Origin of the sequence: Streptomyces sp. NBC_01210, from assembly GCF_036010325.1 — a bacterium.
Classification (GTDB): Bacteria; Actinomycetota; Actinomycetes; order Streptomycetales; family Streptomycetaceae; genus Streptomyces.
Genome location: NZ_CP108549.1, coordinates 2,229,969 through 2,241,865 on the forward strand (window position 1 = coordinate 2,229,969; position 11,897 = coordinate 2,241,865).

Consider the following 11,897-nt stretch of genomic DNA (forward strand, 5'->3'; position numbering starts at 1 on the left):
TGTCAGCTCCTGGACCGTGCGCGGGCCAGCACCATCGCGGCGCCACCGGCCGCCAGCAGCAGGACCGCGCCGCCCGCGAGGTACCGGGTTGTGGTGTTGCCGCCGGTCTCGGCGAGGTCCTCCTTGGCGGGGGCCTCGCCGGACTGCGCCCGCACGCCGTGGCTCGGCCGGGGGGACGGTTCCCGCGCGGCGGACGTCGCGGGCGACTCGCAGGTCGCCTCGGCGAGGGTGACCGTGCCGTTGACCTCGGCGACGTTCAGCTTGAGCGGGTTGACCGACACCTTCAGCTCGAGCGCGGTGGCGGCGGCCGTACGGGACGAAGTGTGCCGCTTCGACAGATCGAGCGTCACCTCGCCGACCCCCGGCACCGCGACCCGGGTGGTGCCGCCGGTGGAGAGCGTGACCTTCTTGCCGAGCACGGTCACCGGGCCGAGCAGATTCGACTCGGCCACCGGCTGCTTGCCCGCCTCGCAGACGGCCTTCGACGTGACCTCCTCGACCTCGACGAGCGCGAGCAGCGGCAGTCCCGGCACATGCAGCACGGCGCGAGCGAGGTTGGTGTAACCCTCGGCCCGGTGCCGGTCGGCGGTCGCCTTCGCGGTGGCGACGTCCGCACGCAGCACCTGGAAGGGCCTGCCCTGGTCGACCCCGTCCAACTGCACGGTCAGCGCGGTCTTCTCGGCGCCGGCAGGGGCCTGCACCTCGTTGAGCGTGGCCTTGAGCGGGACGTTGACGGTCTTGTTGAGCAGGGACACATCGAGCCCGGTGCGGAGCACGGCCGCACTTGCCCGTCCCTCGCCGCCGCCCCCGGTGGCATGCGCCGGGGCGGCGAGGACGGCGATGGCCAGGGGGCCTGCGACCAGCGCGGTGGCGGCCGTCGCGGCGGCCCAGCGGCGTGCGGGCATGCGGAAGGTGTGGCTGTTCAAGGTGGTGGAACCCCTACAGGAGACTTGGCGCCGCGCCCGTCCCCACGGGGACGCATGGACGGTGGCGACTTGAGACACCGGAATCCTTGCGCACTGAGAGTAAACTGACAGACACCTGACGTGAGTTCACCCCAAAGTGAGGTTTCCGTGCCCGCATTCGATTGTTGAGGTACGAGTGTTCCCGCGGGGCCACCCCCGTCACCGCGAACGGATGAGTGCGCCGGTCAACCGCACCGCCCCGCGCGTGAAGTGCTTCGACGAACCGTGCAGCCTCGGTCACGCTGGGTCACCGTGCGCCGCGCCACAGGGAGCGGCGCCCCCTCAGCCGACCACACGGCCGTTGAGGATCACCCGCTGCGGCGCCGCCAGAGCCCTGACATCCGCCCGCGGATCCGTGTCGTAGACCACCAGGTCCGCGGGCGCGCCCTCCTCCAGCACCGGGCGGCCCAGCCACTGACGTGCCCCCCAGGCCGTCGCCGACAGCGCCTGGACCGGCGGGATGCCCGCCTTCACCAGTTCCGCCACCTCCGCGGCGACCAGACCGTGGGCCAGCGAGCCGCCCGCGTCCGTACCGACGAAGACGGGGATGCCCGCGTCGTACGCCGCGCGCACCGTGTCATAGCGGCGCTCGTACAGCCTGCGCATATGGGCGGACCAGTCGGGGAACTTCGCTTCGGCGCCCGCCGCGAGGTCCGGGAACGTCGCGATGTTGACCAGCGTCGGGACGATCGCGACGCCCCGCTCCGCGAACAGCGGGATGGTGTCCTCGGTGAGCCCCGTGGCGTGCTCGATGCAGTCGATGCCCGCCTCGACCAGGTCCCGGAGCGCGACCTCGGCGAAGCAGTGCGCGGTCACCCGCGCGCCCAGCCGGTGCGCCTCGGCGATCGCCGCGGCGACCTCGCCGCGGGGCCAGCAGGCGGTCAGATCGCCCGCGTCCCGGTCGATCCAGTCGCCGACGAGCTTGACCCAGCCGTCGCCGCGCCGCGCCTCCTGCGCGACATACGCGACGAGGTCGCCCGGCTCGATCTCATGGGCGTAGTTACGGATGTAGCGGCGGGTGCGCGCGATGTGCCGGCCCGCTCTGATGATCTTCGGCAGGTCCTCGCGGTCGTCGATCCAGCGGGTGTCGGACGGCGATCCGGCGTCGCGGATGAGCAGCGCGCCCGCGTCCCGGTCGGTGAGCGCCTGCTTCTCGCTGGTCGTCTCGTCGACCGGGCCGTGATGGTCGAGACCGACATGGCAGTGCGCGTCGACCAGACCGGGCAGCACCCAGCCCTCGACGGCCAGCGCCTCGGCGCGCGGCCGGTCGTACGTGATCCGGCCGTCCACCGCCCACAGCTCGTCCCTGACGTCGTCGGGACCGACGAGCACCCGCCCCTTCACATGCAGCACCACGTGATCGCTCATGTCCAGCACTGTACGAGGCGCTGAGTACCCTCGGCGCAGTAGGCCGAACACACCTTCGCGAAGAGAGCACCGCCGTGACGCATCCCCTCCTCGATCCGGCCCCGCTGACCGCCGCGCACTTCGCGGCCATCGAGGGGCGGGTCGCCGCACTGCTCGCCACCGAGCAGGACGTGGTGATCATGCAGGGCGAGGCGCTGCTCCCGCTGGAGGGCTGCATCCGCGGCGGTGCGCGGCCGGGAGACCTGGAGGCGGCCCGGCGCGCGGTCACCGAGGCCTGGCGCCGACCCGCGCCCTTCTCGGCGAACAGCATTTCTCCGGGAACTAAAGTCGGCGTTAATTGAAATAGACGGGAAGCTGCTTTATTACGAGCAGCTTCCCGTTTTCTTCTGCCCCCGTTCCACGATCCTAAACACCAAGGTTTCGACAGGATCGAATGACGTAATTCGGGCGGATCTCGAGAGAGTTACCGACGTGTGACCGACTCCACAACGTGCCCGATTCACCCCGCTAATTCCGGCATAAAAGCCCCGAAAGCACCCCATCGCCGTGCCGCCGCTCACGCCCGCGCGATAACACAAAGAGGCACAGTACCCAACCCCTTCCCTCGATGCATTTTCTGAATTTGCTCGGTAAATTTCCTCTGCATGACCGCCGCACAAGAAGACCTTGTACGAGCCAAGACCCCGAGCGAATTCCTGGAGATCGCCACCCCACGAGTGGAGGACGGAGCCGCGATCTGGCGCATCGCCCGCGACTCCGAGGTCCTGGACCTCAACTCCTCGTACAGCTACCTGCTGTGGTGTCGCGACTTCGCCGCCACCTCCGTGGTGGCGCGCGGCTCCGACGGTGAGCCCATCGCCTTCGTCACCGGCTACGTACGTCCCGACCGCCCCGAGGCACTTGTCGTCTGGCAGGTCGCCGTCGACCATGCGCACCGCGGCCGGGGACTCGCCGGCGTACTGCTGGACGCGCTGACCGCCAGGGTCACCGACGGCCCCGGGATCCGTGAGATCGAGACGACCATCACCCCGGACAACACCGCCTCCGACCGCCTTTTCACCTCCTACGCCCAGCGCCACGGGGCGCGGCTGGAGCGCGAAGTCCTCTTCGACGGCGAGTTGTTCCCCGAAGGAACGCACCAGCCGGAAGTGCTCTACCGCATCGGCCCCCTCTCCGCCTGACCCCCCACATCTGGAGACTGCTGTGACCATCACCCCGCCCGCCCTGAGTGTCTTCGAGACCCTGGAGTCGGAGGTGCGCAGCTACTGCCGCGGTTGGCCCGCAGTGTTCGACCGCGCGCAGGGCAGCTACCTCCACGACGAGGACGGCCACACCTACCTCGACTTCTTCGCCGGCGCCGGATCGCTCAACTACGGGCACAACAACCCGGTGCTGAAACGAGCGCTGATCGACTACATCGAGCGCGACGGCATCACGCACGGCCTCGACATGGCCACCACGGCCAAACGCGCGTTCCTGGAGTCGTTCGAGAATGTGATCCTGCGGCCGCGCGACCTGCAGTACAAGGTCATGTTCCCCGGCCCGACCGGCACCAACGCGGTCGAGTCGGCGCTCAAGCTGGCCCGCAAGGTGAAGGGGCGCGAGTCCGTCGTCTCGTTCACCAACGCCTTCCACGGCATGTCGCTGGGCTCGCTCGCCGTCACCGGCAACGCCTTCAAGCGCGCCGGCGCCGGTATACCGCTGGTGCACGGCACGCCGATGCCCTTCGACAACTACTTCGATGGCCAGGTCCCGGACTTCCTCTGGTTCGAGCGACTGCTCGAGGACCAGGGCTCAGGACTCAACAAGCCGGCTGCCGTCATCGTCGAGACGGTGCAGGGCGAGGGAGGCATCAATGTCGCCCGCGCCGAGTGGCTGCGTGCCCTGCAGGACCTGTGCCACCGCCAGGACATGCTGCTGATCGTCGACGACATCCAGATGGGCTGCGGCCGTACCGGCGGCTTCTTCTCCTTCGAGGAGGCCGGCATCACGCCGGACATCGTCACCCTGTCGAAGTCCATCAGCGGCTACGGACTGCCCATGTCGCTCTGCCTGTTCAAGCCGGAGCTGGACATCTGGGAGCCGGGCGAGCACAACGGCACCTTCCGCGGCAACAACCCGGCGTTCGTCACCGCCGCCGCCGCGCTCAACACCTACTGGGCCGACGGCCAGATGGAGAAGCAGACCCTGGCGCGCGGCGAGCAGGTCGAGCGTGCGCTGCTGGCCATCGTCGAGGAGAGCGGGGGGACCGGACTGAGCTTCCGCGGCCGCGGCCTGGTGTGGGGCCTGGAGTTCGAGGACAAGGCACGTGCCTCGGCGGTCTGCGCACGCGCCTTCGAGCTGGGGATGCTGCTGGAAACCTCGGGCCCGGAGAGCGAAGTGGTGAAGCTCCTGCCCGCGCTCACCATCTCCCCCGAAGAGCTGGACGAGGGCCTGCGCATCCTGGCCCGTTCCGTCCGCGAGACGGCCTGACACCCCCGTACGAGAAAGGCAGCAACTCACCGTGATCGTCCGATCGTTCAAGGACATCGAGAACACCGAGCGCCATGTGAAGGCCTCTTCGGGCACCTGGGAGAGCAAGCGCATCGTGCTCGCGAAGGAGAAGGTCGGCTTCTCGCTCCACGAGACCGTGCTGTACGCGGGTACGGAGACGTCGATGTGGTACGCGAACCACATCGAGGCCGTGCTGTGCGTGGAGGGCGAGGCCGAGCTCACCAACGACGAGACCGGCGAGACCCACTGGATCGAGCCCGGCACGATGTACCTGCTGGACGGCCATGAGCGCCACACCATGCGCCCCAAGACCGATTTCCGCTGTGTCTGCGTCTTCAACCCGCCGGTCACCGGACGGGAGGACCACGACGAGAACGGCGTCTACCCGCTGCTCACCGAGGAGGGCTGAACGATGACCACCGCCCCTGTACGCACCGACCTGTACCCGACCCGCGGCGCAGCTGAGGTGACAACCCCGCGCCGGGACCCGGTCGTCTGGTCCGCGCCCGGAGCGCCGGGACCGATCGTCCCGTCCGCGCTGATGGGCTTCGAGCGGGACGGCTTCCTGACCGTCGACGAGCTGATCACGCCGGACGAGGTCGCGCTCTACCGCGCCGAGTTGGACCGGCTGGTCGCCGACCCCGCGGTACGTGCCGACGATCGCTCGATCATCGAGCCGAAGTCCCAGGACGTGCGCTCGGTCTTCGAGGTGCACAGGCTCAGCGAGATCTTCGCCGGTCTGGTGCGCGACGAGCGGGTGGTGGGCAGAGCCCGGCAGATCCTCGGCTCGGACGTGTACGTCCACCAGTCCCGTATCAATGTGAAGCCGGGCTTCGGCGCCTCGGGCTTCTACTGGCACTCGGACTTCGAGACCTGGCACGCCGAGGACGGTCTGCCGAACATGCGCACCGTCTCCGTCTCGATCGCGCTGACCGAGAACCGGGACACCAACGGCGGCCTGATGATCATGCCCGGATCACACAAGACGTTCCTCGGCTGTTCGGGCGAGACGCCGAAGGACAACTACAAGAAGTCGCTGCAGATGCAGGACGCGGGCACTCCGTCGGACGCAGCGCTGACCCGGTACGCCGACCGGCACGGGATCCGGCTCTTCACCGGCCGGGCCGGGTCGGCGACCTGGTTCGACTGCAACTGCATGCACGGCTCCGGGGACAACATCACCCCGTACCCGCGCAGCAATGTCTTCATCGTCTTCAACAGCGTGGAGAACGCTGCGGTGAAGCCGTTCGCGGCGCCGGTTCCCAGGCCCGAGTACATCGGGGCGCGGGACTTCACGCCGGTGCGGTAAGCCACTCCGGCCGGCGGCCGGCCCGCGGCGAAGCCGCCATGGGACACAGCATCGGGGCGCGGGACTTCACTCCGGTGCGGCAGCCCTGGGACCAGCCCCGCGACAGCCCTTCCCGTACGGGAAGGCCCGGCGCCCCTCGCTCGGAGGGGGCCGGGCCTTTCCCGTGCCAACTGCCCTAAAGCGCCGGGTAGTCGATGTAGCCCTTGTCGTCACCGCCGAAGAACGAGGCCGTGTCCGGGGTGTTGTACGGGCCTTCGGCCTTGAGCCTGGCCGGCAGGTCCGGGTTGGCCAGGAACAGCGCGCCGAAGGCGAGGATGTCCGCGATGCCGTCCTCGATCAGCCCCAGCGCCCCGTGGTCGGTCGGGCCCTCGGTCGCCGGGTTGAGGATGAAGGTGCCGCTGAACTGCTTGCGCAGCGCGAGCGTCACCTCCCTGAATCCCGGGACCATCTCGACGACATGCAGATAGCCGAGGCCGAGCGGCTCCAGCTCCTTGACCAGCGCGGGGTAGGTCGCCTCCGGGTCGGTCTCGGCGATGTCGTTGTACGCGTTGCCGGGAGAGACCCGCAGTCCGGTCCGCTCCGCGCCGATCGCCTCGGCCACCGCCTTCGTCACCTCGACGGCGAAGCGAATGCGGTTCTGGACGGAGCCGCCCCACTCGTCGGTGCGCAGGTTGGTGTTGTCGGCGAGGAACTGGTGGATGAGGTAGCCGTTGGCGCCGTGCAGTTCGACGCCGTCGAAGCCTGCTTCTATGGCGTTGCGGGACGCGGCGACGAACTCGCCGATGACGGCCGGGATTTCGGCGGCGGACAGCTCGCGCGGGGCGATGAAGTCCTTGGGGCCCTCCTGCGTGTAGAGCTGCCCGGCGGCGGCGACGGCGGACGGAGCCACGCTCACCAGCTCCTGGTCCGGCCAGAGCACCGGGTGGCCGATGCGTCCGGCGTGCATGATCTGGGCGAAGATCTTCCCGCCCTTGGCGTGCACGGCGTCGGTGACCTTGCGCCAGGCGGCGATCTGCTCGTCGCTGTGCAGGCCCGGAGTGTTCGGGTAGCCCTGGCCGAGGACCGAGGGCTGGATGCCCTCGGTGATGATCAGGCCGGCCGATGCGCGCTGGCCGTAGTACTCGACAGTGGAGTCGGTGACGGTGAGCCCTTCGCCGAACGCCCGGCTGCGGGTCATCGGCGCCATGGCGATCCGGTTGCCGAGCTGTGTGCCGGACAGGTCGATCGGGTCGAATGCGGTGGTCATGAAAGCTCCCCAGAATTTACGTGGTCGGCCAAGTAAGCGCGCCGAGAGTCACTGTAGACCATTAATTGGCCGACCAAGGTAAAGTTTTTGGGGACACTGTCCACCAGACAGTCGCCACCCCTCCTGAGGAGGCCCCGATGAAGCCCGAGACCGCGGCCGACCCCGTCTGTACCGAGGCGCTGCCGAGCTCCGCGCTCGGCGGCCCCGTCAGCCATGCCGTCTCCCGGGTCGCCCGGCTGCACCGTATGGCTGCGGGCAAGCTGCTCAGGGGAGCCGGCCTCTACCCGGGGCAGGAGTTCGTGATGATGCATCTGTGGGACGCGGGCCCGGTGCGCCAGTCCGAGCTGATCAAGGCCGTCGAGCTCGACCCCTCCACCGTGACCAAGATGCTCCAGCGCCTGGAGCAGGCCGGACACGTGCGCCGGTGCCCCGACCCGGGCGACCGGCGCGCGGTGCTCGTCGAGGCCACGGAGGAGAGCTGCGCCCTGCACTCCGCGGTGCAGGCGGCCTGGGCGAATCTGGAGGAGCACACGCTCGCCGGGCTCGACCCGGACGAGCGCCGGGAGCTGACCCGGCTGCTCGGAAAGGTCGAGGAGAACCTCTGCGTCCAGACCGCGGACTGCCCCGGTCAGCCGGACAGGACGTCGAGCACCCGGTCCACCTCGGCGGCGGAGTTGTAGAGGTGGAAGGCGGCGCGCAGATTGCCCGCCCGCTCCGCGAGGGTGATCCCCACGCGGGCCAGTTCCGGGACGCGGTGGCCGAGCCCCGGGACGGCGACAATGCCGGACTCGCCGGGCACCGGTTCATGGCCCAGCTCCGAAAGCCCCGCCCGGAAGCGCCGGGCGAGCGCGGTGTTGTGGGCGTGTACGGCTTCGATTCCGGTCTCCTCCAGCAGCGCCAGTGACTGCCTCGCGCCGTGGTACGAGAGGAAGGCGGTGGGCTCGTCGAACCGCCGGGCCGAGTGCGCCAGCTCCTCGATGGGTCCGTAGGTGGTCCCCCACAGAACCTCGGCGGCGAAGGTCCCCGCATGGATCGGCACCAGGGTCTGCTGCGCATCCTCGGTCACGGTGAGGAAGGAGGCGCCGCGGGGGCAGAGCAGGAACTTGAAGCCGCCGGTGACGGTGAAGTCCCACGCGCCCGCGTCCAGCGGCAGCCAGCCCGCCGACTGGCTGGCGTCGACGAGCGTACGGGCGCCGTGTGCGGCCGCGGCGGCCCAGACCGCGGGCAGATCGGCGATCCGGCCGTCGGCGGACTGCACCGAGGAGAAGGCCACCAGCGCGGTGCCCGGACGCACCGCATCGGCCAGCTCGTCCAGCGGTGCGTACCGCAGCTTGAGATCCCCGCGTACCAGGAACGGCGTGATGACCGAGGCGTACTCCCCCTCGGGGAAGAGGACTTCCGCGCCGGTCGGCAGCGAGCTCGCGATCAGTCCGACATGCACCGAGACCGAACCACCCACGGCGACCCGCTCCTCGTCCACACCGGTGAGGCGTGCGAAGGACTGCCGGGCGGCGGTCACCTCGGAGAAGTCACCGGCGCCGCCCGGCCGCCCGGCCGCGAGCTCCTCGGCCAGCGCGGTCACCGCCGCGACGGTCCTGCGGGGCAGCAGCCCGCAGGTGGAGGTGTTCAGATACGTCGTGTCCGGCGCGAACTCGGCGCCGCCCAGGGTCTCCATGGGATCACCCTGCGATGCTCTCAACGCCTGGTCAACCGCGAATCATTGAGGGGAACCGTTCAGCAGCGCTCAAGCATGGGCTCCGGGCCGCGGAACCTCGCACGAGCCGTCGGTGTCACAGACGGCGGCGTCCGCGCCGATCGGGGTGATCGCCCGGCCCTGCCACGCCTGCTCCAGCGCCTGGGTGAAGACCTCGGCCGGCTGGCCGCCGGAGACGCCGTAGCGGCGGTCGAGGACGAAGAACGGCACACCGGTCGCGCCCAGCTCGGCGGCCTCGCGCTCATCAGCCCTTACGTCGTCGGCGTACGCGTCCTCGTCGGCAAGGACCGCCCGGGCCTCGTCCGCGTCCAGACCGGCCTCCACGGCGAGCTCGAGGAGGATCTCGGCGTCGAAGACCGACCGCTCCTCGGCGAAGTTCGCCCGGTAGGCGAGGTTCAGCAGCTCGTCCTGGCGGCCGCGGGCCTTGGCCAGGTGCAGCAGCCGGTGGATGTCGAAGGTGCTGCCGTGATCACGGCCCTCGGTCCAATATTCGAGCCCCTCGGAGCGCGCGTTGGAGGCGACGTGCTCCTCCATCGACTGCGCTTCCTCGATGGTGCGCCCGTACTTCTTCGCCAGCATGGGGATCACCGGGCCGGTCTCGCCCTTGGCGCGGTTGGGGTCGAGCTCGAAGGAGCGGTGCACCACCTCGACCTGGTCGCGGTGGGCGAAGGCCGCGAGTCCCTGCTCGAAGCGCGCCTTGCCTATGTAGCACCAGGGGCAGGCGATATCGCTCCAGATCTCGACGCGCATCTTCTTCATCACTCCAGGGTCGTACGGTGCGGAGGCCACCTCCGCCAAGAGGTGAACGCGCACCGGGACTGCCTCATTCCGCGGGGCCGCCTGTGTGAGGCGCAGCACGATCGATTGCCGGGACCGAATACCCAGACCGAATACCCGGTCGGAGAGGCATCGGTGTTCGCGGCCGGCCGGCCCTGACACCAGGGCCGGCCGCATGAGCAGTCGACCCTGGCCAATGTGCGTCTCGCCGGGCGGGACTATTCCTCTGCGAAGATCTCCTCTGCGCAGGATGCGGTGATGGTCCGGGCGAGCCAGTGCCGCAGGATCTCGGGATCACCGCAGCTGGTGATGCGTTCGCGGGCGTCGACGGGAACGGCGATGTCGCGCTGCTCGAGCAGGAGCAGGATGCTCTGCGCGATGCCCTGGGCGCGGCCTTCCGCGCGGCCTTCCGCGCGGCCTTCGTCTCGGATCTCTTCCGAGAGGGGTGAGGTGTAGAAGGAGAGGTCCACGGCCACCAGGTTCCTCCAGTGTTGTGCGGCCGGGAGTTTGCCCAGGCCTTGTGCTGTGAGTTCGACGATGGGGTCTGCGATGGTTTCCGGTGTGTCCCGCAGTGCGGTGGAGAGTGCTTTGAGTATGGCACCGATGCCCGGATCCGCGGCGTGCGTGATGGCCGACAGGGTGGCGAGTGCCAGGTCCTTCCGGGCTTCGGCCGTGTCGGTGATCCGCGGCATGTTGTGAGGGCCGGCGACGAGGGGGCGCAGGGTGAGGGCGGGCCATTGGGGCGGGCCGATATGGGTGGTGCGGGAGGCCCATTCGGCGGTGTTGCGGTCCTGGCAGACGACCAGCAGGAGGGGCTGGAGTTGGTACTTCGTGTGCAGGTAGGACAGGTAATAGGCCCAGCTGGCGGGTTTGGCGGGGTCCCTCTTGCCCTGGGCTTCGACTGCGAGGAGGAGCGAGTCGCCGTCTTCGGTGTCGAGTCGTAACAGGGTGTCGACGCGGCGTTCGACCGGCCGCGCCTCAGTGAGATCGGTGGGCATGACGGTGACCGAGGTGGGTGGGGCGAAGTCGACGCCCAGCACTTCGGAGACCCGGGAGAAGAGTCCGGGGTACTCCTGGAAGATGCGGTGCATCGCCTCGTGAGGTGAGCTGACCATGCGGGTCCTTGTCGGTTACGGGGTGGTGCGAGTCGTGCGGCAGAAGTGTCAATGGCACATGCCGATGGCGACTCTCGTGGCGAGCGTAGGAAGACAAGGCGGTCTTGGCACGGGGAAGTTGAGGCAGTTCACTCGCAGGAGTGGGCGTGGCGGGTGTGGACTCCGCTGCTTCGGTACGAGGTCCAGATCGGCCCACACCGTCTTGCGGGGGACGGGTCCCCCGTCACACCTCACCGTCCGCCGGCGCTTCGACCAGGAGCAGCCCGCGCCCCGAGTCCTCGTCGGGGGACGACTGTTGGGGCTTGAGGCTCGGAAGCCCCGGGCGCGCCGAATGGGGCCGGGAAGCGCTCGATCGGGCCGGTCCTGTGGTGGCGGTCGTCGTGCTGACGATTCTGTATCGGATCGGCATGCCGAGAGTGCCGCTAGGCGCGCGGCACTGTGAGGCGAAGCACCAGGTGGGTGTCGGCGCGCGTCTCGTCCGGGTCGGGGAACCAGCCGTGGTGCGCGTAGAAGGACTGGGCGCGCCTGTTCTGCTCGAAGACCTCGAGGCGGGCGGTGCGGACTCCGGCGCGCTGCCAGGACTCGACGCAGGCCGTGTGCAGTGCGGTGCCTATGCCGTCGCGCCACCGCTTCGGGTCCACATGGAGCTGGGTGAGTGTCATGACCGTATCGACCTCGCGGAAAGCGGCGACTCCGGCGACGGTCCCGTCCTTCTCTGCACAGAGCACCGCGCCGCGCTCGATGGCTGCGGACCAGCCCGCGCGGGTGCGGGCGCACTCGGCGGGGCCGTCGAAGGCGTCGTCAGGGATGTGGCCGCGGTAGTAGCTCGCCCGGGCTTCGGCGTGGAGGGCGGCGATGGCATCCAGGTCGGCGGGAACGGCTGTTCTGATCATGATGGTGGGGACGCCGG

At 69.4% G+C, this 11,897-nt stretch carries 12 protein-coding genes and 1 pseudogene; 6 read left to right on the forward strand and 7 right to left on the reverse strand.

Annotation, left to right across the window (positions count from 1 at the left end):
- Window positions 1-2 precede the first annotated feature (2 nt).
- Both OG735_RS10105 and OG735_RS10110 read right to left on the reverse strand, forming a co-directional pair.
- Window positions 3-926, reverse strand: coding sequence for an SCO1860 family LAETG-anchored protein (locus tag OG735_RS10105; RefSeq protein ID WP_327322799.1), 924 nt, complete (start codon window positions 924-926; stop codon window positions 3-5).
- Window positions 927-1,247: 321 nt separating this feature from the next.
- Window positions 1,248-2,333: an amidohydrolase family protein gene (locus OG735_RS10110; RefSeq protein ID WP_327322800.1), complete on the reverse strand. Its 1,086-nt coding sequence runs from the start codon at window positions 2,331-2,333 to the stop codon at window positions 1,248-1,250.
- A gap of 74 nt (window positions 2,334-2,407) precedes the next feature.
- Between OG735_RS10110 and OG735_RS10115 the strand changes: the two are divergent.
- From OG735_RS10115 to thpD, 5 genes and pseudogenes are all read left to right on the forward strand, one after another.
- A pseudogene (locus OG735_RS10115) lies at window positions 2,408-2,572 on the forward strand (alanine--glyoxylate aminotransferase family protein); the annotation flags it as partial.
- Between the two features lie 405 nt (window positions 2,573-2,977).
- The gene (gene ectA / locus OG735_RS10120; protein ID WP_327322801.1) at window positions 2,978-3,514 is read left to right on the forward strand and encodes a diaminobutyrate acetyltransferase; all 537 of its coding nucleotides are present in this window, start codon (window positions 2,978-2,980) and stop codon (window positions 3,512-3,514) included.
- A gap of 22 nt (window positions 3,515-3,536) precedes the next feature.
- A complete protein-coding gene (gene ectB, locus OG735_RS10125) occupies window positions 3,537-4,805 on the forward strand; it encodes a diaminobutyrate--2-oxoglutarate transaminase (RefSeq protein ID WP_327322802.1) in 1,269 nt (422 codons plus the stop codon).
- 31 nt (window positions 4,806-4,836) lie between these two features.
- Window positions 4,837-5,235 (forward strand): ectoine synthase, encoded by a 399-nt coding sequence (locus OG735_RS10130; RefSeq protein WP_327322803.1) that lies wholly within the window; start codon window positions 4,837-4,839, stop codon window positions 5,233-5,235.
- Window positions 5,236-5,238: 3 nt separating this feature from the next.
- Window positions 5,239-6,135 (forward strand): ectoine hydroxylase, encoded by an 897-nt coding sequence (gene thpD, locus OG735_RS10135; protein ID WP_327322804.1) that lies wholly within the window; start codon window positions 5,239-5,241, stop codon window positions 6,133-6,135.
- Window positions 6,136-6,310: 175 nt separating this feature from the next.
- Here thpD and OG735_RS10140 read toward each other — a convergent pair whose 3' ends face one another.
- Window positions 6,311-7,381 (reverse strand): alkene reductase, encoded by a 1,071-nt coding sequence (locus tag OG735_RS10140; protein WP_327322805.1) that lies wholly within the window; start codon window positions 7,379-7,381, stop codon window positions 6,311-6,313.
- Window positions 7,382-7,518: 137 nt separating this feature from the next.
- Between OG735_RS10140 and OG735_RS10145 the strand changes: the two genes are divergently transcribed.
- Window positions 7,519-8,061, forward strand: a complete 543-nt coding sequence (locus OG735_RS10145; RefSeq protein WP_327322806.1) for a MarR family winged helix-turn-helix transcriptional regulator — start codon at window positions 7,519-7,521, stop codon at window positions 8,059-8,061.
- Here the strand turns inward: OG735_RS10145 and OG735_RS10150 are convergent.
- The 4 genes from OG735_RS10150 to OG735_RS10165 all read right to left on the reverse strand — a co-directional run bounded on the left by OG735_RS10150 (window position 8,010) and on the right by OG735_RS10165 (window position 11,880).
- Window positions 8,010-9,056, reverse strand: coding sequence for an aminotransferase class V-fold PLP-dependent enzyme (locus OG735_RS10150; RefSeq protein WP_327322807.1), 1,047 nt, complete (start codon window positions 9,054-9,056; stop codon window positions 8,010-8,012). The two genes, OG735_RS10145 and OG735_RS10150, sit on opposite strands and share 52 nt — an antisense overlap.
- Before the next feature lie 69 nt (window positions 9,057-9,125).
- Complete coding sequence (locus OG735_RS10155) at window positions 9,126-9,845, reverse strand: DsbA family oxidoreductase (RefSeq protein ID WP_327328269.1); 720 nt, start codon at window positions 9,843-9,845, stop codon at window positions 9,126-9,128.
- Between the two features lie 245 nt (window positions 9,846-10,090).
- Window positions 10,091-10,987: a hypothetical protein gene (locus tag OG735_RS10160; protein WP_327322808.1), complete on the reverse strand. Its 897-nt coding sequence runs from the start codon at window positions 10,985-10,987 to the stop codon at window positions 10,091-10,093.
- A 422-nt stretch (window positions 10,988-11,409) separates the two neighbouring features.
- Entirely contained in the window at window positions 11,410-11,880 is a 471-nt protein-coding gene (locus tag OG735_RS10165; RefSeq protein WP_327322809.1) for a GNAT family N-acetyltransferase, read from the reverse strand.
- Window positions 11,881-11,897: the final 17 nt, after the last annotated feature.

Bases quoted from the DNA above. Each gene is read 5' to 3' on its own strand.
- OG735_RS10155 (WP_327328269.1), bottom strand. From the start codon at position 9,845: ATGCGCGTCGAGATCTGGAGCGATATCGCCTGCCCCTGGTGCTACATA.
- OG735_RS10160 (WP_327322808.1), bottom strand. From the start codon at position 10,987: ATGGTCAGCTCACCTCACGAGGCGATGCACCGCATCTTCCAGGAGTAC.
- OG735_RS10110 (WP_327322800.1), bottom strand. From the start codon at position 2,333: ATGAGCGATCACGTGGTGCTGCATGTGAAGGGGCGGGTGCTCGTCGGT.
- OG735_RS10165 (WP_327322809.1), bottom strand. From the start codon at position 11,880: ATGATCAGAACAGCCGTTCCCGCCGACCTGGATGCCATCGCCGCCCTC.
- ectA (WP_327322801.1), top strand. From the start codon at position 2,978: ATGACCGCCGCACAAGAAGACCTTGTACGAGCCAAGACCCCGAGCGAA.
- OG735_RS10150 (WP_327322807.1), bottom strand. From the start codon at position 9,056: ATGGAGACCCTGGGCGGCGCCGAGTTCGCGCCGGACACGACGTATCTG.
- OG735_RS10140 (WP_327322805.1), bottom strand. From the start codon at position 7,381: ATGACCACCGCATTCGACCCGATCGACCTGTCCGGCACACAGCTCGGC.
- OG735_RS10145 (WP_327322806.1), top strand. From the start codon at position 7,519: ATGAAGCCCGAGACCGCGGCCGACCCCGTCTGTACCGAGGCGCTGCCG.
- thpD (WP_327322804.1), top strand. From the start codon at position 5,239: ATGACCACCGCCCCTGTACGCACCGACCTGTACCCGACCCGCGGCGCA.